Below are 22,673 nucleotides of genomic sequence, written 5' to 3' on the forward strand. Positions count from 1 at the left end.
CCAACGATTGCAGGTACCAGCGATGCAGTACAGGGAAGTGAAGTAACGATTGTTGTCACTGACAGCAGTGGCACACCGCAAACAATAAGCGCCACCGTACTTGCCAATGGCACATGGTCAATCCCTGTACCGGTAGCACTTGCAGAAGGTGCATACACCATTAGTGCGAGTGTTGAAGATGCCGCAGGCAACGACACCACCGCCACAGGTGCTGGTGAAGTAGACACCACTGCACCGACACTTGTGCTTACCAGCCCAGGTTCAAGTAATGATGTAACGCCGATATTTAGCGGCACAAGCGATGCAGTTGAAGGCACGGTTATTAACTTCACCGTAGTGGATGATTTAGGTAGCTCACAAACGTTCACCACCACGGTTGATGCAGACGGCAACTTCTCGGTCGAAGTAACCACTGCACTGGCAGAAGGACCGTATAGTATTGAAGCTAACATCAGCGATGTAGCAGGTAACAGCACCGATATTACCGGCAACGGCACAATAGACACGACCGCGCCAAGCATTACCGTGGATGCGCCAGTATTAACAAACGACAGCACACCGACGGTTACTGGCACCAGTGATGCACCTAACAGCACCATTACGGTGACGTTTACAGATGCAGCGAATGCCACTCAAAGCATTGATGTACAAACCGATGCCAATGGTAACTGGAGTGCGACACCAATAGACACATTAGCTGAAGGCAATTACAGCGTCAGCGCCAGCATCACCGATGCCGCAGGCAATACAGGCACCGGCACTGACAGTGGTGAAGTCGATGTTATCCCACCAGATTTGAGAATTATTCCTGCATTTGCAACAGGTAATTTAGTTTCTCTTTCTGGGGATTCTGATTTACCAGGAGGCTCTGTGATCACTATTACAGAGTACCTAGTTGGGGGATTAGTTGGCGCAACTTACACCGCAACAACGAATGTTGACGGTACATGGGGGCTTGCAAATATAACTGTGCCTTTACTTAATCTTGCTTATGTAACTGCAACAGCAACTGATGCAGCTGGTAATATTGCATCAGTTAATACACTTGATTTTGATAACGTAGCGCCAGAACTAACCGTTAGTGTTGATGCTTTATCGAATGATAGTACCCCAGTAATTAGCGGAACCACCGATATGGGGCAAGGCACTGTAATTGATGTGACTGTCACCGATAGCGAAGGACTAAGCCAAGAGTTTACGGCGANCTGGTCTGCTGCTGTACCAGCAGAGCTAGCGCAAGGTCAGTATACTGTTGTTGCAGAGGTTAGAGATGGTGTTGGTAACTTAACATCGAAGCAAGTGCAAGGAGAAATAGACAGCGCTGCTCCTTCATTAAGTGTAAATGAAGTTAATTCAACAATTAATACAACTCCTACAATTTCGGGTACGAGTGACGAAATTGGTGCTGATGTAACTATTATTATTGGTGGTCAAACACTAACAGCAACTGTGGGTACTGATGGCAATTGGCAAGTAGATGTCCCCGTAGCACTTGTTGATGGTGATTATACGGCGCAAGTAAGCATTACCGATGACGCTAATAATATCAGCAGCACGACTATTGATTTAACAATTGATACCCAAGTACCTGTTATTGTACTTAATGACACAACTGTATTTAACACTAATACACCAATTATAAGTGGTACTTCAACTGAACCACAGGATACGGTGGTCGATATAGTTATTACAGATAGCAACGGTGATATACATACTTTAACCGCAATAGTTGATGCTAACGGCGATTGGCAAGTTACGGCGCCAAGCTTGCCAGATGGCAATTATGATGTAGAGGTAAGTATTACCGATGATGCTGGCAATACAGGCTCCGATACAGGTTCGAGTTTTGTTGATACTCAAGCGCCAAGTATTACTATAAACGCATTAGGTACAATTAATAACAGCACGCCAATTATTTCAGGCACATCCAATGAACCTGAAAACACGAGTATTACTGTAACTGTGACTGATGGTAATAGTACCGAGACTTACCCAACTGTTGTTGGTGCAGGAGGTGCTTGGAGTGTGGATATAACAGACGCACTGACTGATGGTGAAGTTACAGTTTCTGCAAGTGTTACTGATGCCGCAGGAAATGAATCAGTCGCAAATAGCACCGCAACGTTAAATACCAATGCGCCTACAATTAATATTAATACAATTGTTGATACGAACGATCAAACACCAGCAATATCAGGCACAAGTAGTGCGGCAGATAACACTGAAATCACGGTCGTTATAACTGACGTTAATAATGTTTCACATACTGTAACTACAACTGTGGTAGGTGGGATTTGGAGTGTTGATGCTACAAATATTCTCCCAGAGGGTGAATTTACTGTTTCGGCAAGTGTTACTGAAGGTGGTTTAACAAGTAATGCAACTGGTGAGGGAGTGATAGATTTAACTCCACCAGCACTTAACATTACACCGCCGGTAACTTCTAACGACACTACGCCTACAATTTCAGGCACAACTACAGCTCCACAAGGCGCCATAGTCGCTATTTTAATTACGAATAGCTTAGGTGCAGAGCAAACGGTTAATGCTACGGTTGGTGCAAATGGCACATGGTCAGTTGCTGCAAGTACAGAATTGAGCGAGGGCACTTACACGGTTTCAGCTTCAACAACAGATACTGCCGGTAACCCTGTAAAAACAAGTACTACAGGGGTAGTTGATATAACAGCGCCAGTTGTGATCATTAACGATATTGTTGGAAGTACAGACCTAACCCCAAGTATTTCAGGAAATGTGACAGGTGCCAATGTGGGTGATGCAGTTGCTGTGGTATTCACCGATGCACAAGGGAACGAGCATACTGTAAATACAACAGTCCAAACTGGTGGTATATGGTCTGTAGAGGCAAGTAGTTCTCTTTCACAAGGAGATTATTCAGTTGAAGTATTTGTTACTGACAGCGCTGATAATACCGGGGACGCAACAAATACAGCGACTATTGATACAATTGCTCCCGAAATTAGTATTAATCAAAGTTCATTAATACTGACTCAAGATAGCACTCCATTAATTACAGGCACATCTAACGAAGCAAATACAAACGTTATTGTTACGTTTACGGATTCAGCTGGGGCATCGCATCAAATTACTGTTCAAACAGCTGACAATGGTGACTGGCAAGTTGCTGCCGATAATGTATTAGCTGACGGTATTTACAGCGTTACTGCATCAATTTCAGATGCAGCAGGAAATACCTCAGTTGATAGTAAAACGGGCGGTGAGGTTGATACCGTTGGACCAGAGCTAACAATTGTACCTTCGTTTGCGGTTGGTCAACTGGTTTCGTTATCTGGCACCTCTGATTTAGGTGAGGGTAAAACAGTTACTGTTACTTTAGATCTTTTGGGTGATTTACTCGATTTAACATACGATGTAACAACAGATGCAAATGGGGACTGGGAGTTAGTTGGTCTAGCAGTTAACATTATAGGCTTGTCGACAGTTACGGCATCAGCTACTGATGAGGCAGGTAACACGACCACAATAACCACTGCAGATGTAGATGCCTCAACGCCATTACTTACCGCAGTTGTTGACTTTGTAACTGGTGATGGAGATTTGCCAATAATAAGCGGTACGACCGACCAAGCACCAGGCACTGAAGTGCTAGTTAGAGTGGTTGATAGCGATAATATAGCACAAGATTTAGTTGCCGTAGTGCAAGCTAATAATACGTGGGCTGTACAAGTTCCTCAATCATTGGCTGAAGGAGTGTTTACAGTCACTGTTAATGTGTTAAGTGAAGTAGGCATTACTACCACGCAGCTACTTACTGATGTGGTGGATACAATATCGCCAACACTAATCTTAGGTGTTATTGGCACAACATCAGACTCCACTCCGATTATTCAAGGTACCAGTGATTTAATTAACGGTGTAGTTGAAATACAACTTGATGGTGGCTCAGTGCTAACAACTACGGTTAATGCAGCTGGGTTATTTTCACTTGAAGTTGATGCATTATCTGAAGGGCAACACGTTGCTAATGTGAGTATTACCGATGATGCAGGAAACGTAGTTACTGATACTCTCGAGTTTGTAGTCGATTCACTAGTGCCAGTGGTGAGTATTCTACCGTTGAGTATTAGCAATATAGATATATTAGAGCTTTCAGGTACATCACCAGAAGCTGAAGGCACAAATATTGATGTAACTATTATTGGTAGTAATGGCAACGAAACCGTATTTAATACCTTAATTGATGGAGATGGCAATTGGTCTTTAGAAACTACTAGCTTATCCGATGGTGTATATACTGTTTCTGCAAGTATAACTGACGCCGCAGGCAATACAGGGCAGTCGGTCACTGAGCAAGTAACCATAGACACTTTACCCCCAGTGCTAGGGATTGAGGCAATTGGTGTACTTAATACACTAACACCTACTATTACAGGCAATAGTGATGAAGACACAGGTAGTTTAATTACTATAAACATTACTGATTCAACAGGCACTGTACAATCAATTACGACAGCTGTTTTAGGAGATGGCACTTGGTCTGTCATTGCTCCTGTATTACTTGAAGGAGAAATTACCGTTGAGGCTATTAGTACTGATAGCGCTGGTAATACAACCACTGTAAATCAAATTGGTACAGTCAGTACAACCCTGCCAAGTTTGTTGATAAATCCAATAATTGATACAAGCGATACAACGCCTACCATTAGTGGCACAACAGATGTATTAAATGGCAACGTAGAGGTCGTTATTACCGACAATGACGGCACGGCTACCACTTATAATACAACGGCTATTGCAGGTGTATGGACTCTAATACCTACAACACCATTAGCTGAAGGCGCCTTTACTGTAAGTGCTACAGTTGAAAACTTAGGGCTTACAAGTTCTACAAGCCTAGGTGGTATTGTTGATTTAACACCACCAACGGTTGAAGTTGACCAGTTAGCAGTTACTAATAGCCTACTACCTGAGATTACAGGCACAAGTAATGCAGCTGCAGGCACAACCATAAGCGTTGTACTTACTGATGCAAGCAATGATTCACAAACTTTAACTGCTCAAGTTAGAGCTAACGGAACGTGGGCAGTCATAGCTGTTACGCCGCTTAGTGAAGGCAGTTTTAGCGCTACTGCGACAGTGAGTGATACTGCAGGAAACTCATCAAGCGATACAATGGTTTCAAGCACTGATTACACAGCACCTATTGTATTTATAGATGCTATCGCAGTTGGTCAAGATACCACACCTACTATCACAGGCTCGGTAACCGGTAGTTTTGCGGGAGCTGCTGTTATGGTGATGTTTACTGACGCACTAGGTGAAACACATAATGTTCCAACAACAGTTAACCAAGACGGATCGTGGAGCGTTACAGCCTCACAACCTCTTAATGAAGGTAACTACAGTGTTGATGTAAGCGTAGTTGATAACGCCGGTAATAGCGGCGAGCTATCAATAAGTAGCATAGTTGATTCAGGCATCATAATTAATTCTGGTTTAGAATTAACGGGGGATAGCACACCTAAGATTACAGGGATTGCAGGAGCTAATGAAGATATCATTGTAAACTTTATCGATGAAAGCGGTAATGTCGTTACCAAGGGGGTGTCCGCTAGTGAGTCGGGTGTATGGAGCGTATCACCGGATACAGCCTTATTTGATGGCGCATATACTGTAACCGCGACCGCTACCGATGAATCTGGAAATGTTACTTCAAGTGGTGATTTATCTGGATTGGTTGTTGATACTACGCCAATAAGTTTTCAGGTTAGTTACTATCATGGATTGCTAGGCTTAGGTCTGACGGCTTTTGGTACCGTAGAAGAGGGTAGTAGTGTATACGTAGTGGGGAATAACTTGCTTGGTCTTGATGTGCTAAATATTAACCTTAATGTATTAGAAAGTTCTACAGAGGTTCAATCGGATGCTAATGGTGAGTGGAGTCACTTATTGTCTGTACTCGATTTAGGTTCTTGGAGCGACTATCGTTTTATCACCATTGATGAAGCCGGTAACTACTTAGTTAAAGATTTATACAACAATGTTATTGACCAAGGTAATGAGCCACAACTTGCTAGCGCAGAGAATGTTGCTACAGATACAACCCTTGGCTTAGAAAGTGTAATAGCACCACTTAGCGAGGAGTCAGCATTGGGTGATACAAATCCTAATGGAGTTTCAAGCAACAGCGTATTAAGCACTGAAACGATTGATTTAGGTAACTTGAGTGGTCTATCAACACCTGAGCAAACGGTGCAAATGAGTTCGGTAGAACCGCTTAATATTGATGACGTGATTATTAGCGAAGATGCAGAGCAGCTTATAGCGCTAAATACACTGGTTGAGGACGAAGGCTCTGCAATTGCTTATACTCCAGCTCAAAGTAGGGGAAGCATTGATGCAGCAGCACCTGCGGTTGATGTACAAAATCAATCGGAGGAAATGATTAAACACTTAATTGAAAGTAGTAATAATCAAACGGATATTTAATACCAATAAAGCCCTCCTAATTATTTATTAAGGGGGCTTACATAATTAAGCGAATTGGTATTATTTATAACTAAATTTAAGAATAAAGGACATTAAAAAAGCCTTATTGATAAATCAATAAGGCTTTTTTAATGTAAAATTTTGGGCTTAAGCTTTTAAATTACGAACCAGTTTACTCTCGGTATTTACAGATTTACCGGCTTGGTCGTAGGTCATTGACGTTGGTGCGCCAATTAATATCTCTTTTAATTGTTTAACACTTAGTTGCGCTTGGCGGGCAGCATGAGCATTAACATTATTTTGTTTTTGGCATTGTTCCAGCTTGCTGCGAACTAATGAAATTAAATCAGGTATATCTTCGGCTTGTTCATTATTGCTAGCTATCAATTTGCTTAATTCTTTATCGAGCGAACTTAGCTTGGTTAAAAAAGACATTTTTTGTTGGGCAATTTCTTTTAAACCTTCACCACGTCGAGACGCAATCGCGGTAAGTTCGTCATTCAATAAAGAATGTAAAGATGCTAAGCAATCAACTTGCTCATTTAGTTTAATCGTAATTAAACCATTGTGATCAGCCATAAACGTTAAACTCAAAGTCAGCTAAATTTTTAGCAAGTTTTTCACTGTCTATTTGGTACTTGCCTTCGGTAATTGCTTTTTTTAGTTCAGCAACTTTATCACCATCAAAACCAGGCGACTGTTGCGCTTTATCTTGTAATGTTTTTAATTGCTGAGCTTGTGGAGTTAAGCTAACAGAATCGCTTGCAGCCTTAGGTGTAGCAGACTGAGCAGCTTGTGTATTTGCATTATCTCTTTGTAAATCAACTTTTTGTTGCTTAGCATTAGTTAAAACGTTTGCTTGTTGATTACCTGAACTAACTTGATTAACCATAATAATAAACCTGTATATTACCCAACTTATGCCAGTTTATCGGCATATACGCAGGATACTTTAGCATAAATCTAAATTAAATATTCACTTGCACAGACTCTACACCATCTACTCGCGCATTTAAAACTTTACCTGTTTTTTTGTTTTCAACACGTATTTGTTCACCAATGGTCCCATCCTCTAATGCAACGCCAGAAGTTTTAATTTTGAGCCCTTTAAGGTTTGCATAAATGTTTACTGAGTCTCCCTTACACACCATACAAATATGGCTAAGTAATATTGGCATACCACTTCTAATATTGCGTTTACTTCTACTACCAATAAGCATTTTAGGGTTATCTAAATATTGCATTCTTACAAAATGAGTTGGCTTCATTTCTACGCTTAGGTGAGAGCTTGTAATGACTTCTCCTCGCGTTAAATTTGCACTAGCAACAACAACTGGTGCCATTTCAATAACTCTTACATGAACATATTGAGCCCAATTTTGAGCGTCATTACATTTTATTTGTAAAGTAACTTGCCGATTAAAAGGAGGCTCACTATTTGTAGATAACTCTGGTGCCATATCACAGTTTCTATCAGGAATTCGGCTGTCTAATGGCAATGCACTTATTTGCATTTTATTATTATCGATATCACCAATTTTTGTTGCTACATAACTTACCGCCATCTCTTGCAATAAATCTTTATTGAATATTTTTGCATGAAGAGGGAATGCCAAGCAGAGGCTAGCAACAAAATAAAAAACACTGTATCTTCTGACTTTTTTTAACAAACTCATAATGTTTCGACTATGCTTATGGTTTCAAACAGGGTATAAATATTTGGCGTCAAAAAGAAGACGCTCCCGTGATGTTATGTAAGCTTAATAAACAGAAAGCAATTATCGTTCCGTATTATTTGTTTTCTTTAGGAGATTTGAATGGCAGGTATTTTAGACTCAGTAAACCAACGAACTCAGTTGGTTGGCCAGAACCGCCTAGAATTACTATTGTTTAAGCTCAGAGGACGGCAACGTTTTGGTATCAATGTATTTAAGGTGAGAGAAGTACTGCAATGTCCTCCACTAACAAGTATGCCAAAATCAAATGCCTATATTCGTGGTGTTGCGCACATTAGAGGTCAAACTATTTCAGTTATCGACTTATCTATGGCAGTAGGTGGGCGCCCAATAGAAAATATTAAAGACAGTTTTATTATCATTGCCGAATATAATCGCTCTGTACAAGGGTTTTTAGTCGGTGGGGTAGAGCGTATTGTTAACATGAATTGGGAAAAAATAATGCCACCACCATCAGGTGCTGGGCGTTATTCATATTTAACAGCCGTAACCGAGATTGAAAACGAATTAGTTGAAATTCTCGATGTAGAAAAAATTCTTAACGAAATTTGCCCTGTTAACACCGAAGTAAGTGCTGAAGTGGCTGCCAGTGGCGACATTCAAAAAGATTTAGGTGAGCGAATTGTTTTTATTGCTGATGATTCTGCCGTAGCGCGTAATCAAGTAAAACGTGCATTAGAGCCGTTAGGCGTACAAACAGAACTTGCTAAAAATGGTAAAGAAGCTTTAATCAGGTTAAAAGAAATAGCAGAACTTGATTGTAAAAATGATATTACAGAGCGCGTAGCGCTACTTATTTCAGATGTTGAAATGCCTGAAATGGATGGTTATACACTAACGGCAGAAATAAAAGCTGACCCTAAGCTCGCTCCATTACATGTTATTTTACATACATCATTAAGCGGCGTTTTTAATCAAGCTATGATTGAAAAAGTAGGCGCAGATGATTTTATTGCTAAATTTAACCCAGATGAATTAGCAACAGCGGTTAAAAAATGGGTTAGTTGTGATTAATTTAAAAAGGTGGCTTTAACTTGGATAATAAAGACTTGCAGCAAAGTGAATACGATCAATTTCGTTCATTTTTAGAGCAGCAATGCGGTATTGTTTTAGGTGAAAACAAGCAATACTTAGTTAAAAGTCGACTTGCACCACTAATGACTCGGTTTGATGTAAAATCTTTATCAGAGCTAGTGAGTAAAACGATGGGGCTTCATGAGCGACAGCTCCGTGCAGCAGTTGTTGATGCAATGACCACCAACGAAACATTGTGGTTTAGAGATCAATATCCATTTGAGTTATTACAAAGTAAATTATTTCCTGAGTTTAAAGAATTAAGACGACCATTAAAAATTTGGTCTGCTGCAAGCTCTTCAGGTCAAGAACCGTACTCTATTGCAATGTCGGTTGCTGAGTTTCAAGCAAAAAAGCCAGGCGTATTACGTATGGGTGCGCAAATTATAGGCACTGATATTTCTAATACGATGCTTGATATGTGTAAAAATGCTGAATACGATGCCCTTGCTTTAGCGCGAGGTTTATCGGCTGAACGTCGTAAAAAGTTTTTTAATGATAGCGGCAATGGTATGGCACAAGTAAACGATACAATAAAAAAACAAGTCAGTTTTAGGCATTTAAATTTACTCGATTCGTATGCGTTAATGGGCAAGTTTGATGTTATTTTTTGCCGTAATGTATTGATTTATTTTGCACCTGAAATAAAAGCTAAAATTATTAAACAGTTTGCTCAAGCGCTAAATCCTAAAGGGTACTTATTTTTAGGTGCATCGGAGTCGATGGCTGGGTTAAGTGACGAATTTGATATGGTGCGATGTAACCCCGGTATTATTTACCAAAAGAAATTATAACGTTTATTCCTTCCTTCTAAAACGACACATTATGTGTCGTTTTTCTTTTTAATACATTACCTTACAAAAATAACTACTCTTCTAATATAAATGGCTTATTTTTTGCTTTATTTAAGGCAAGTCAATTTTTTGGAGATGGTTATGGCTATCAGTTTTGATAAAGCATTAGGTGTGCATCCGCAGGCTATGTTGATCCGTTCACAACGAGCAGAAGTAATTGCAACTAATATTGCGAATGCTGATACGCCGGGCTACAAAGCAAAAGATATAGATTTTGCCTCAGCATTAAAAGCGGCAAGATCACACCAGCAAAGCGGCAATACAATGGTACGCACTAACGATAAACACATTGGTGGTGGTACTCGCAGTATGGGTGGTTCAGAATTATTTCGCTCGCCAAATCAATCAGATACAGGTGATGGTAACTCCGTTGATATACAGGTGGAACGGAACTTGTATACACAGAATGCTATGGAGTATCAGGCAAGCTTGCAGTTTTTAAGCGGCAGGTTTAAAGGTCTGAATAAAGCACTCGGTAGTCAAGGATAAAAATTATGAGTTTATATAATGTATTTGATATAGCTGGTTCGGGTATGAGCGCACAAAATGTACGCTTAAATACCACCGCGAGTAATATTTCTAATGCTAATACGATTAGTTCTTCTCAAGACAAAACATACCGAGCGCGACAACCTGTATTTGCTGCTGAACTTACCAAAGCGTCAGCATCAGCAAGTAATCCACAGGGCTCCGCTGTTGGCGTTAAAGTATTGGGTATTGTTGAAAGCAACAAACCATTACAAATTGAATATAATCCAAATCATCCAAGTGCGGATGAAAATGGTTATATCTATAAACCCAACGTTAATGTTGTTGAGGAGATGGCTAATATGATTTCTGCCTCTCGCTCTTATGAAACAAACGTGCAAGTTGCAGATGCAGCTAAGCAAATGTTAAGTAAAACACTGCTGCTAGGTCAGCGGTAACCGAGGGTAGGTTATGAGTACCGATATAAACACATCTTCATCCTATTTAGACTCTTTACGTTGGCAAGATAGTACGCCAGTTTCAACTGAAGAAGAAAGTGATGCGTTAACCCAAGAAGATTTCTTCTCGCTGTTAACACAACAGCTGTCGTTTCAAGATCCAAGTAACCCAGCAGATAACGATCAAATGATTGCGCAAATGACCAGCTTTACCATGGCGCAAGGAATTAGTGATTTGAATTCAAACTTTGAATCACTTGCCACATCAATGACCTCAAACTCAGCGCTACAAGCGTCGACGTTAGTAGGTAAACAAGCGTTACTAGAATCTAATACATTAGATTTAAATGAAACAGATGACGCAAAAGGTTCTATTGTTGCTGAAAACCCTGTTGAAAGTTTAACGTTGCGCGTTACAGATGCATCAGGTCAATTAGTGCGAAGCATTGATTTAGGATCTCAGTCTGCAGGCGCAGTACGCTTTGCATGGGATGGTAAAAATGATGCAGGTGAACGTTTACCTGAAGGTGAATATACAGTATCTGCTGAAGGCAGTACTAATGGTGAGTTTTCAAGCTTACCAATAGCAACGTTTAAAAATATTGAGAGTGTTAATATTAATGGCTCCAGCGGCATAATAATTAATACTAAAGAAGGTGCGGTTAGGCTGACAGATGTAGCAGAAATCGCGTAAAAATTTTAAGTATATTTCGCCTGTCAGCAGGCTAAAAATTAACAGGTTAAAGGTGAATTATGAGTTTCAATATTGCATTAACCGGCCTAGCTGCCGCTCAAAAAGATTTAGACGTTACTGCAAATAACATTGCAAACGTTAATACTACTGGCTTTAAAGAATCACGTGCTGAGTTTGCTGATGTATATGCATCATCTGTATTTAGCTCAGGAAACACTAAAAATGGTGACGGCGTGCAAACGACTACGGTTGCTCAGCAATTTCACCAGGGTTCATTACAATTTACTAATAACTCACTTGATTTAGCAATCACGGGCGAAGGTTACTTTGCGATGAGTGAAGATTTAGGTTCGCAAGACTTTTCATATACGCGTGCCGGTGCATTTAAATTAAATGAAGACAACTTTGTAGTGGATGCAAAAGGTAACTTTTTACAAGGGTTTCCGGTAGACGAATCAACAGGTGATACAACATCTGTAAGTTTGAGTACATCATCTCCATTACAAATACCAGATTCTTCAGGATCGCCACGTGCAACAACTCAAATATATTCGTCATTTAATTTAGATTCACGTAGTACGCAGCCAACAGTTACGCCTTTTGACTCAGGTACGAGTGCTTCTTATAACAGTTCTACATCAACAACTGTTTATGATTCGTTAGGTGAAGCACACGTTTTACAATTATATTTTGTGAAAACAGATCCTGCTACTACAGCAAATACATGGGAAGTTTACGGAACATTAGACGGTAAAAATTTCGATGCTAGTGGAACTGAAACAGCGGCTGGNTTGATGATGTTGCCTTAGCTTCAGGTGCGGCAGCAGGAATGAGCACTCTATTAGATAACGGTGCTAGTTTTTCTGAAAATATAAATGTAAGTTGGCGCGATGAAGCCGGCTCAGCAAATAAAATACCAACTCAATATGCAAGTAGCTTTGAAGTAAAAGCACTTGAGCAAGACGGTGCAACAGTTGGTCGTTTAGCCGGTATTGATATTGGTACCGACGGTAAAGTAGTTGCATCTTATAGTAATGGCGACTCAACATTTTTAGGTCAAGTAGCAATGGTGCGTTTTTCAAACTCACAAGGTTTGCAACAAGTAGGTGATACTTCTTGGAAATCAAGTTTGACATCTGGCGAGNCGGGTGAACCAAACTCTGGTACGTTAGGGTCTATTAACTCATCAGCACTTGAGCAATCAAACGTTAATTTAACAAATGAACTAGTTGACTTAATTAGTGCTCAGCGTAATTTTCAGGCTAACTCTCGAGCGCTTGAAGTTAACTCTACAATTCAGCAAACTATTTTACAGCTGCAATAAATTAAACGTTCTACAGTTAAATATTTTAGGCTGCATTTTTGCAGCCTTTTTTGTTTCTACTGTTTATTTTATCGCCTCAATGTTGTGTCAATTTTAATCTGGCATCTATTTTGCATTTGTTAAGTCAGAGATTTTTTATGTGAGTCGATGTTATGGACAAAATGGTCTACATTGCGGCGTCTGGCGCCAAGCAAAGCCTACAAGGATTAGCGCTTAAAGCCAATAATTTGGCGAATGCCAATACAACTGGTTTTAAAGCTGATTTTGCTCAAGCGCGTTCTATGCAAGCATTTGGTGAAGGCTTACCTACACGCGTATTTTCTATGCAAGAACGTCCAGGTTCAAACATGACATCGGGCGGGATTATTCAAACAGGGCGAGACCTAGATATTGCAATGAGCGATAACGCATGGCTCAGCGTGCAAGATGAATCCGGCAACGAAGCTTACACAAAAGTTGGTACGCTAAACATAACAGCCGAAGGCATGTTAGTTACCAGNGGTCGTCAAGTTATTGGCGAAGGTGGTCCGGTTATATTACCCGTACCGATTGAAAAAATTGGTTTTAGTGAAGACGGTACTATTCAAGTTCGACCTCAAGGCGCACCCGCTAATTTTTTAGAAGAAGTCGATCGTTTAAAAGTAGTTGAAGCAAATGGCTCTCAGCTCGAAAAAGGTAACGATGGCTTATTCAGACCAAAGCCTAATCAAACGGTTGATACCTCAGCCAATGTAAAAGTATTAAGTGGTAGTTTAGAAATGTCGAATGTGAATCCGGTTCACGAAATGGTCGACATGATCAGCCATCAACGCCAATTTGAATTACAAGTAAAACTAATGAAAACAGCTGAAGAGATTGATAAAACGCAAGATCAGCTGTTACGCGTAGTTTAACTTTAAAATGAGGACACTATTATGAATCCTGCATTGTGGATCAGTAAAACAGGGCTTGACGCTCAACAAACCGATATATCGGTTATTTCAAATAACTTGGCAAATGCGAGTACGGTTGGTTATAAAAAAAGCCGTGCCGTATTTGAAGATTTACTTTATCAAAATATAAATCAGCCGGGCGGGCGTTCATCGCAAGACACCGAAATGCCATCAGGGTTAATGTTAGGTGCTGGTGCAAAAGTGGTTGCTAACCAAAAAAACTTTTCACAAGGTAATATGTTAACCACCGAAAACTCATTAGATTGGATGATTTCGGGCTCTGGTTTTTTTGAAGTACTCCAACCAGATGGCAACATTGCTTATTCTCGCAATGGGCAATTTACTACCGATGGCGACGGACGAGTTGTTACATCGGGCGCTGGTTATGTTGTTCAACCAGAAATGAATGTACCTGACGACGCGCAATCAATCACTGTTTCTCAAGACGGCGAAGTGTCAGTACGTGTTGCAGGACAAGCCGATAACGTTGTTATTGGGCAAATTACAATAAGTGACTTTATTAATCCATCAGGTCTTGAGCCTATAGGGCAAAACCTTTACACCGAAACCGCAGTAAGTGGCGCGCCAGTGCAAGGTAACCCAGGTGTTGATGGCTTAGGTACTATTATTCAGGGTTCACTTGAAACATCAAACGTAAATGTAACTGAAGAATTAGTAAACCTAATTGAAACACAACGTATTTATGAGATGAACTCAAAAGTAATTTCGGCAGTTGACGAAATGATGAGTTACATCAATCAACAGTTATAAGGTTTGGGGGTGAACATGCGTAATATTATGTTATTTGCAGCAGGTACTTTATTTTTAAGTGGTTGCGTATCAACACAAAATAGTGAAGTGGTGCAAGACGACCCTTACTATGCGCCAATGTACCCTGAGCCAAATATAGAGCCCGTTGTTGCAACAGGTTCATTGTTTAACACAAACGTATCTAACGATTTATACGCAGACAGAAAAGCGCTGCGAACTGGCGATATTATTACAGTTAAATTAGAAGAGTCTACTCAAGCCACAAAAGCGGCAAAAACAGAAACAGATAAAGAAACCGAGGCAAGTCTTGACCCTGTAATAGGTCTTGGCGGCTTACCGGTTAATATTGGTGGCGACAGCATTCAATTTGGTATTGGTAGCGATTCTTCATTTACGGGTGATTCAAAATCAAACCAATCAAATAGTTTAGTGGGCGACATATCAGTAAATGTAATGCGTGTTTTGCCAAATGGTAACTTAGTTATACGTGGCGAAAAATGGCTAACACTAAATACAGGCGAAGAGTTTATTCGTTTAGAAGGTTTAGTGCGCCCGCAAGATGTAAGTTCAGACAATACAGTTGAGTCAAACCGAATCGCCAATGCGCGTATTCAGTACTCAGGTAAAGGGCAAACCCAAGAGGCACAAAGTCCTGGTTGGTTAACACGCTTTTTTAGTAGCTCGCTTTTTCCTTTTTAGAGGACATTCATTATGAATGGATTTAAAGTTTTTTGTTTAATCGCTTTACTAGGTTGCCAATTTTCGGCAAATGCAGAGCGTATTAAAGATGTCTCTATGGTTGAAGGCGTTCGCTCTAACCAACTAGTTGGCTATGGTTTAGTGGTCGGTTTACCTGGCACTGGAGAGCAAAGCAAGTTTACTCAACAGAGCTTTATGGGCATGTTAAGTAACTTTGGTATTACATTACCTTCTACTTTAAGCCCTAAAATTAAAAATGTAGCGGCAGTGGCCGTACATGCTGAGTTACCAGCATTTAGAAAGCCAGGGCAAACAATTGATATTACCGTATCGTCTATCGGTAGTGCGGGTAGTTTACGTGGTGGCACGCTAATACAAACATTTTTAAAAGGGGTTGATGGCAATGTATATGCCATTGCACAAGGCAGTCTTATTGTAGGTGGTTTAGGTGCACAGGGTTTAGATGGCAGTAAGGTTGTTATTAATACCCCCACGGTTGGTCGTATTCCTAATGGAGCAACGGTTGAGCGCGCTGTTAAAAGTCCGTTTTTGCAAGGTGACTACATTACCTTTAATTTAAATCGCCCTGATTTTACAACGGCAAAACGCCTTGAAGAAACAATTAACAACCTAGTTGGTCCTAACAGTGCACAAGCGTTAGATTCTGTTTCTATTCGTGTACTAGCCCCAAGAGATGCATCGCAACGCGTATCGTATTTATCAACGCTCGAAAACTTAGAGTTTAAACCGGCCGATATGGCTGCAAAAATTATTGTTAACTCGCGTACAGGTACCATTGTTATTGGTAAAAACGTAAAATTACAACCTGCAGCTATTACGCACGGTGGTTTAACCGTCACTATTTCTGAGCAACAAAACGTATCGCAGCCAAACCCATTAAGCGAAGGTCAAACCGCAGTAACACAACAAAGTATTATTGATGTAAAGCAAGATGATTCTCGTGCATTTGTATTTAATCCAGGTGTAAGCCTAGATGACCTAGTACGCGCAATTAATGAAGTTGGTGCGGCACCAGGCGACTTAATGGCTATTTTAGAAGCACTAAAAGAAGCGGGTGCAATTAACGGACAACTAGTTGTAATATAAAAACAAAGTTAGCCCTTGCAGTTTATTTGCTAGGGCTAAGCTAAAAAACCTCATTTATAATCCACTTATAAATTCAAAAACACATCAACTGGCTCAATTTTTGCATTTTTAACTGCATTATTCATTATTGTGTCAAAAAGCTGATGGAAACAAATCATCTCGATAAACAAAACTTTTTTGATTTAGGCAACTTAAACTCACTTCGTAAAGAAGCCTTAACAAGTGGCGATGCATCAACAGATGCCTCTAAAGCTGCACTCAAAAAAGCGGCGGCACAATTTGAAGCTATTTTTACGCAAATGCTGCTTAAAAGTATGCGTAAAGCAAACGAAGCGTTTGAAGACAAAGAAAGCCCATTTAACTCAAGCGGCGTAAAATTCTTCCAAGAAATGCACGATCAACAGCTCTCAACAGAACTCTCATCAAATGGTTCATTAGGGCTTGCTGACTTAATTGTTCAGCAGTTATCGCCCGATGGTAAAAAGTTTATGCCGGGCTCTGTACTAAGAACCACTAACGATATTTTTAGCGATAAAAGCATCGGTTCTGCACCTTCTTATGAGCAAGCTGAGAAAAAGGCAGAGCCTATAGTTAATAGCGTTGAAGCAAGTACCGAAAAGCCAAAAGCAACTGTACCTGCATTCGAAACCGCCGAAGAGTTTGTAAGTTTAGTATGGGAGCATGCAAAAACAGCAGCTAAAAAAATAGGTTTAAACCCAGCTGTAATGGTTGCACAAGCGGCGCTTGAAACTGGTTGGGGCAAACATATTATTAATAAAAGCGATGGCAATAGCTCAAATAATTTATTCAATATTAAATCGGATAAAAGTTGGGAAGGTGAAAAAGCCAGCAAAGTAACTCTCGAATTTGAACAAGGTACGGCTGTTAAAAAACAAGCCAGCTTTAGAGCCTACGATTCAATTAAAGAGAGCGTAAACGACTTTGTTGATTTTTTGACGCAAAACCCTCGTTATAAAGAAGCACTACAAAATACAGCAAAGCCGAGCGACTTTTTAGATTCACTACAAAAAGCAGGTTATGCAACCGATCCAAATTATGCCAGCAAAATAAAACAGGTACTTAACAGTACTGAATTAAAAGACATTGCGGCAAATGTGATCCGCCAAGGAGTAAAGTAACATGTCGTATGATTTACTAAATATTGCCAGTTCAGGAGTAAGAGCAAGTTCTGAGTTACTGCAAACGACAAGTAAAAATATTGCCAACGTAAATACCGAAGGCTATGTACGCGAACGCACAGAATTTACAACCACAATAGATAATCAAGTAGGGCAAGGCGATACCTACCGTTTACTTAATCAATTTGCTCAAGAGCAGTTAAACAGAGACACCTCTAATAAAACGTTTTTTGATCAATTTGTAACAGAAGCAAATAGAGTCGACACCTTATTTTCAGAAGAAGCAAATAGCTTATCTACAGGTATAAATTCGTTATTTAATAACGTACAAGAAGCGCTTAACCAGCCATCGTCAACGCTTGCTCGCTCTTTGGTTATGACAGATGCAGAAAGCTTAATAAATCAAATGGATAGGTTATCAGGTATTGTGTTCGATCAGCAAAGTGTAGTGAACGAACAGCTAGAAATATTCTCAGATGAAGCTAATGCGCTTATTCAAAATATTAGCTCTTTAAACCAAAATATAGCCGCTGTAAATGGGACCAGTAATGCCGCCGATGCCAGCTCAACTTATAACGAACGCGACAAAGCAATACGTGACTTGTCAGAGTTAATTGATATTGAAACACTTGATGGTCCAAATGGCGAAAAACTTGTATTTATGGGAACAGGTGAAGCCGTTGTAATGCAAAGTGGCTCNTTAATTTATTTTCTATGACGGGCGATCCCGATCCTAACTTTAAAGAGCTAACGCTAGATGTTAATGGTGGCAAGGCTGTGCCTCTTGAAATAGATGCCAGTAAATTAAAAGGAAAAATTGGCGGCTTACTCGCATTTAGAGACGATATTTTAGTGCCAGCACAAAACCAAATTGGTCAAATGGGCTTAGCTATAGCTGATGCATTTAACGAACAAAACAAACTAGGTATGGATGCAAACGGTGAGCTAGGTGGAGATATATTTACCATACCTACAGTGAATGCTTTTGCTTATCAAAGTAATAGCAGTGGTGTTACAAGTATGACAGCCACGGTTGAACCCGGTAGAGGTGATGAATTACCTGCCAGCGATTTTATTATTACCTACACAGCTAATCCTAACGAAGTAAGTATTCAGGCAATTGATAATAAAGGCGAGTTAATTGGCGCGCCATCACTTGCAGATACAACGAGTGGCTTAATCAATGCATCATCAATGATCAATGGTGACGAGTCTTTTGGATTACAAATAGCAATTACTGGTGCGGGTGCTGCTGGCGATCAGTTTCAAGTAAAACTGAATTCTCAAGCGGCTACGAGTATATCGCTTGCAACAGGGCGTGGAGAAGACCTTGCACTGGCGTCACCAATTAGAACAGCTAACGATTTAAATAATACCGGAACAGCCACTATTTCTGCAGGCGAAGTAACCGATGTAACAACGGGTAGTTTTACTTCAGACCCTTTAGCGTTAACTAACGGCAGTATTTCTTTAGTTAAAACGGGAAACCTAAACGAATATCAAATTTCGGATGGAAGTAATACCGCAACAACAATTATTATTCCACCGCCAGGTAATAATGTTTTAGCTCAAGCAGGAGCGCCGTATAGTGATTATGGTTTTGATTTTAATATAGAAGGCACTCCGGCAACCGGCGATACGTTTACACTAGAACTTAATGAAGGTGGCTTTGACGATAACCGAAATGGTTTAAAGCTTGCTGAATTGCAAAATGGTGAACTGGTACGCCAAAATGTTGTAACAACATCAACTGCCGACAACCATAAAACATTTAACCAAGNATGGTTACCGATATAGGTGTAGTGACAGGTCAAGCAATTACAAGTGGAGCTGCATTTGATGCTCTTGCACAGCAATCTGAAGCTTGGTATGAATCATTATCGGGAGTTAATTTGGATGAAGAAGCTGCAAATTTACTGCGTTTTCAGCAGTCTTATGCAGCATCAGCGCAGGTTTTATCTGCTGCGCGTTCTATTTTTGAAACTTTACTTAGTGCTGCGAGGTAATTATGCGTTTATCAAATAATTTAATGTATCAAAGCAGTATTAATAAAATACTGGACGGGCAACAAGGTGTAGCCAATGCACAAGAACGAGTTAATACGGGTCAAAAGTATTTAACAACGTCTGAAGCACCAGCAGATATTTCACAAGCAATGCTGTATTCAAATAAAATACAAACCAATGAGCAATACACTAAAAATATTAATCAGCTTAATGGTCGCCTAGAAACAGAAGAAAGCGTATTACAGAGTATTAATACTAATATTCAGCAAGCACAGGAATTGGCATTACAAGCGGGTAATGGTGCTTACACCAAAGATGATCTAAAGTCGATTGCATCAGAGTTGAGTGGTATTCAACAAACGTTAGCTAATTTAATGAATACTCGCTCAGAAGACGGAAAATTCATATTTTCAGGCTACCAAGACAGCACGCAACCTTATCAGTTTGATTCAACACTGGGTGAGTACACTTATAATGGCGATCAAGGTATTCATCAAATAACCATAGCGGAAGGTGTCTCAATAAAATCAAGTGATAACGGCTTTGATACGTTTGAAAAAACGGCTGCGCGTTTGGATGTAGAATCTAACACCGCGAATGTTTCGGGTTCTGTTACAGCAGCAAGTGTTTATGTTGATGGTCAAACTGAGTTTGATAAATTTCATCAAGCTAATTACAACGCAGATCCAACAGCGTCAGCAACAGCAAATACGTATAACGTTGTTATTACAGCGGGCGCAACAGCAACCGATCCGGATCAATATGAAATTCAGCATGATGGCGTATCGCTTTCTCCTCCCGTGATAGGTGATATTACCGGCGAACCAATAGACTTTGCTGGAATGAAAATTGAATTTGAGGGTACTGCACCAGGTCAACTCGATTTTAGCCTAGAAAAACCAGAAAAAGAAAACGTACTTAATACACTACAAGCACTTATTACAGGCTTGAATGATGGCACGCTTGAAGGCGATGACTTTCAACAAGTGCTTGCCGATGGTGTTGTACAACTGCAAAACGCCAGTGAACAAGTGGTGTTTACACAAGCCAGTTTAGGTGGGCGTATGAATGCACTAGATAGGGTAACTGATTCTAATGCAGCCCTAGATATTCAAAACCAAAGTAATCGCTCAAGCCTAATAGAAGTAGATATGGCAGCGGCAATCAGTGAGCTAACAAAACAAGAAACTGCACTGCAAGCATCTCAAGCAACGTTTGGTCGCTTATCAAACCTTTCATTATTCGATTACATATAATCAGAAATACTTTGCCGCTTTACCTACTTTAAAGCGGCAAAAATTGGCTACAAAATAGCGGCAAAAAAATGTCACTCCTTTCTAAATAACTTCACTCTTTATTTACAATTCAATAAATTATTTATTTTCATTTAGAAACAACCACTTAAAAATAAATTAAAGTTGGCACAGTAAATGCTTTTCTTATTATAAGAAATTATCGAACAGTGGTTCCTGTTTAATCGTGTTGAACCACACTCTGTTTAAACCTAGGAGATGGTAAAATGGCATTAACAGTAAATACTAATGTGTCGTCACTAAACGCACAACGTAACTTATCTAAATCAGGCGAAGGCTTAGCTACTTCGATGGAACGTTTATCATCAGGTATGCGTATCAATAGCGCAAAAGATGATGCCGCAGGTCTACAAATTTCAAACAGATTGACGTCACAAATTAATGGCCTAGCCGTTGCTCAGCGAAATGCCAACGATGGTATTTCAATGGCACAAACAGCTGAAGGTGCAATGAATGAATCAACAAACATCCTTCAGCGTATGCGTGAACTTGCATTGCAATCAGCAAATGGTTCAAACTCTGCAACAGACAGAGATGCGTTGCAAAAGGAAGTATCAGCTTTGCAAACTGAATTGACACGAATCTCTGACACAACATCGTTTGGTGGGCAGCAATTACTAGATGGCAGCTTTGGTACTAAGCAGTTTCAAGTGGGTGCAAATGCAAACGAAACTATTTCTGTATCATTAAATAGTATTGCTGCTAGCGATATTGGTGTTCAATCTTTTGACCTTGGTGGAGACACGCTAGGTTTAGGTGAAGCTGCTGCTGCAACAACATCTGGATTATCAAATGGTGTAACATCTGCAGGCATTACGTTAGTAGGTAAGAATGGTGAAGATACGCTTATAGCGACTACAGAGGACTCAAGTGCTGCTGATATTGCTGAATCGATAAATGCAGCACAGTCATCTACAGGTGTAACTGCCGATGCGAGAACGCAAGTTGAACTTTCGGGATTAACACTTGGCGGAGCACTTTCATTTAAACTAAATGGTAGTGTTATTTCAGCCAACCCCGCATCTAGTTCTGATATGGCCGCAATAGCGAGTGCCGTTAACGAACGTTCAGGTGAGACCGGTATTTCTGCAGCGGTGTCTGAAGCTGGGAAGATGATATTAACTGATGAATCAGGAGATAATATTGAAATAACTGACTATTCAGGCACTGGAGATGTGGTTGTTACAGGTGTTGACTATGACGGTGATATAGCTGATACGGCTGTAACATTAGCAGCAGCTGGGGGGTCTGCAGTGGTGGCAGGTGCTATAAGGTTATCATCTACACAGGCATTTTCAGTTACGTCTGGTGATACTACTTTAGGTGCTACTGCAACTGCTAATGTATCTGCTCTGGATAATGTTGGTACGATGAATATTGAAACGCAAGCGGGTTCTCAAAATGCGTTGGATGTAATTGATGGTGCAATTGCAATGATTGATAGCCAGCGTGCTGATTTGGGTGCGGTGCAAAATCGTTTTGGTCATACAATTAGTAACCTTGCTAATATTTCTGAGAACGTATCTGCATCACGTAGCCGTATTCAAGATACTGACTTTGCGACAGAAACAGCGCAAATGACGAAGAATCAAATCTTACAACAAGCGGGCACGTCAATACTCTCGCA

Annotated in this window: 16 protein-coding genes and 2 pseudogenes; 15 read left to right on the forward strand and 3 right to left on the reverse strand. The window is 40.2% G+C overall.

What is annotated here, in order from left to right:
* Nucleotides 1-6,471: Ig-like domain-containing protein (locus L647_RS0113105; RefSeq protein ID WP_024611494.1), on the forward strand; the 6,471-nt coding region annotated here is incomplete at its 5' end.
* Between the two features lie 147 nt (nt 6,472-6,618).
* Here the strand turns inward: L647_RS0113105 and flgN are convergent.
* The 3 genes from flgN to flgA form a co-directional block, all read right to left on the reverse strand.
* Nucleotides 6,619-7,050, reverse strand: coding sequence for a flagellar export chaperone FlgN (gene flgN / locus L647_RS0113110; protein WP_024611495.1), 432 nt, complete (start codon nt 7,048-7,050; stop codon nt 6,619-6,621).
* Nucleotides 7,043-7,363 (reverse strand): flagellar biosynthesis anti-sigma factor FlgM, encoded by a 321-nt coding sequence (flgM, locus tag L647_RS0113115; RefSeq protein WP_024611496.1) that lies wholly within the window; start codon nt 7,361-7,363, stop codon nt 7,043-7,045. The genes flgN and flgM overlap by 8 nt, the downstream gene beginning before the upstream one ends.
* A gap of 76 nt (nt 7,364-7,439) precedes the next feature.
* Nucleotides 7,440-8,147: a flagellar basal body P-ring formation chaperone FlgA gene (gene flgA, locus L647_RS0113120; protein WP_024611497.1), complete on the reverse strand. Its 708-nt coding sequence runs from the start codon at nt 8,145-8,147 to the stop codon at nt 7,440-7,442.
* 141 nt (nt 8,148-8,288) lie between these two features.
* Between flgA and L647_RS0113125 the strand changes: the two genes are divergently transcribed.
* The 14 genes and pseudogenes from L647_RS0113125 to L647_RS1000000126710 all read left to right on the forward strand — a co-directional run.
* Complete coding sequence (locus L647_RS0113125) at nt 8,289-9,221, forward strand: chemotaxis protein CheV (protein ID WP_024611498.1); 933 nt, start codon at nt 8,289-8,291, stop codon at nt 9,219-9,221.
* Between the two features lie 20 nt (nt 9,222-9,241).
* A complete protein-coding gene (locus L647_RS0113130; protein WP_024611499.1) occupies nt 9,242-10,075 on the forward strand; it encodes a protein-glutamate O-methyltransferase CheR in 834 nt (277 codons plus the stop codon).
* Between the two features lie 141 nt (nt 10,076-10,216).
* Nucleotides 10,217-10,624 carry a flagellar basal body rod protein FlgB gene (flgB, locus tag L647_RS0113135; protein ID WP_024611500.1) on the forward strand — a complete coding sequence of 136 codons (408 nt, stop codon included), beginning with the start codon at nt 10,217-10,219 and terminating at the stop codon, nt 10,622-10,624.
* A gap of 5 nt (nt 10,625-10,629) precedes the next feature.
* Nucleotides 10,630-11,061, forward strand: a complete 432-nt coding sequence (gene flgC / locus L647_RS0113140; RefSeq protein ID WP_024611501.1) for a flagellar basal body rod protein FlgC — start codon at nt 10,630-10,632, stop codon at nt 11,059-11,061.
* A gap of 13 nt (nt 11,062-11,074) precedes the next feature.
* Entirely contained in the window at nt 11,075-11,755 is a 681-nt protein-coding gene (locus L647_RS0113145; RefSeq protein ID WP_024611502.1) for a flagellar hook assembly protein FlgD, read from the forward strand.
* Between the two features lie 59 nt (nt 11,756-11,814).
* Nucleotides 11,815-13,079, forward strand: a pseudogene (gene flgE / locus L647_RS1000000126705) (flagellar hook protein FlgE).
* Nucleotides 13,080-13,231: 152 nt separating this feature from the next.
* Nucleotides 13,232-13,972 (forward strand): flagellar basal body rod protein FlgF, encoded by a 741-nt coding sequence (locus L647_RS0113155; RefSeq protein WP_024611503.1) that lies wholly within the window; start codon nt 13,232-13,234, stop codon nt 13,970-13,972.
* A 21-nt stretch (nt 13,973-13,993) separates the two neighbouring features.
* Nucleotides 13,994-14,782, forward strand: a complete 789-nt coding sequence (flgG, locus tag L647_RS0113160) for a flagellar basal-body rod protein FlgG (RefSeq protein WP_024611504.1) — start codon at nt 13,994-13,996, stop codon at nt 14,780-14,782.
* A 15-nt stretch (nt 14,783-14,797) separates the two neighbouring features.
* Nucleotides 14,798-15,481, forward strand: a complete 684-nt coding sequence (gene flgH / locus L647_RS0113165; protein ID WP_024611505.1) for a flagellar basal body L-ring protein FlgH — start codon at nt 14,798-14,800, stop codon at nt 15,479-15,481.
* Nucleotides 15,482-15,493: 12 nt separating this feature from the next.
* On the forward strand, nt 15,494-16,588 hold the full coding sequence (locus L647_RS0113170; protein ID WP_024611506.1) for a flagellar basal body P-ring protein FlgI: 1,095 nt from the start codon (nt 15,494-15,496) through the stop codon (nt 16,586-16,588).
* A 143-nt stretch (nt 16,589-16,731) separates the two neighbouring features.
* Nucleotides 16,732-17,727 (forward strand): flagellar assembly peptidoglycan hydrolase FlgJ, encoded by a 996-nt coding sequence (flgJ, locus tag L647_RS0113175; protein ID WP_024611507.1) that lies wholly within the window; start codon nt 16,732-16,734, stop codon nt 17,725-17,727.
* A gap of 1 nt (nt 17,728) precedes the next feature.
* A pseudogene (gene flgK / locus L647_RS01000000124205) lies at nt 17,729-19,733 on the forward strand (flagellar hook-associated protein FlgK).
* Between the two features lie 2 nt (nt 19,734-19,735).
* Nucleotides 19,736-20,989 carry a flagellar hook-associated protein FlgL gene (gene flgL, locus L647_RS0113185; protein WP_024611508.1) on the forward strand — a complete coding sequence of 418 codons (1,254 nt, stop codon included), beginning with the start codon at nt 19,736-19,738 and terminating at the stop codon, nt 20,987-20,989.
* A 263-nt stretch (nt 20,990-21,252) separates the two neighbouring features.
* Nucleotides 21,253-22,673: flagellin (locus tag L647_RS1000000126710; protein WP_024611509.1), on the forward strand; the 1,421-nt coding region annotated here is incomplete at its 3' end.

This window comes from Pseudoalteromonas sp. TB64 (assembly GCF_000498095.1).
Taxonomy (GTDB): Bacteria; Pseudomonadota; Gammaproteobacteria; order Enterobacterales; family Alteromonadaceae; genus Pseudoalteromonas.

Excerpts from the sequence above, each read along its gene's own strand:
- flgN (WP_024611495.1), bottom strand. The coding sequence starts at position 7,050 with ATGGCTGATCACAATGGTTTAATTACGATTAAACTAAATGAGCAAGTT.
- flgM (WP_024611496.1), bottom strand. The coding sequence starts at position 7,363 with ATGGTTAATCAAGTTAGTTCAGGTAATCAACAAGCAAACGTTTTAACT.
- flgA (WP_024611497.1), bottom strand. The coding sequence starts at position 8,147 with ATGAGTTTGTTAAAAAAAGTCAGAAGATACAGTGTTTTTTATTTTGTT.
- L647_RS0113125 (WP_024611498.1), top strand. The coding sequence starts at position 8,289 with ATGGCAGGTATTTTAGACTCAGTAAACCAACGAACTCAGTTGGTTGGC.
- flgB (WP_024611500.1), top strand. The coding sequence starts at position 10,217 with ATGGCTATCAGTTTTGATAAAGCATTAGGTGTGCATCCGCAGGCTATG.
- flgC (WP_024611501.1), top strand. The coding sequence starts at position 10,630 with ATGAGTTTATATAATGTATTTGATATAGCTGGTTCGGGTATGAGCGCA.
- L647_RS0113145 (WP_024611502.1), top strand. The coding sequence starts at position 11,075 with ATGAGTACCGATATAAACACATCTTCATCCTATTTAGACTCTTTACGT.
- flgG (WP_024611504.1), top strand. The coding sequence starts at position 13,994 with ATGAATCCTGCATTGTGGATCAGTAAAACAGGGCTTGACGCTCAACAA.
- flgH (WP_024611505.1), top strand. The coding sequence starts at position 14,798 with ATGCGTAATATTATGTTATTTGCAGCAGGTACTTTATTTTTAAGTGGT.
- L647_RS0113170 (WP_024611506.1), top strand. The coding sequence starts at position 15,494 with ATGAATGGATTTAAAGTTTTTTGTTTAATCGCTTTACTAGGTTGCCAA.
- flgJ (WP_024611507.1), top strand. The coding sequence starts at position 16,732 with ATGGAAACAAATCATCTCGATAAACAAAACTTTTTTGATTTAGGCAAC.
- flgL (WP_024611508.1), top strand. The coding sequence starts at position 19,736 with ATGCGTTTATCAAATAATTTAATGTATCAAAGCAGTATTAATAAAATA.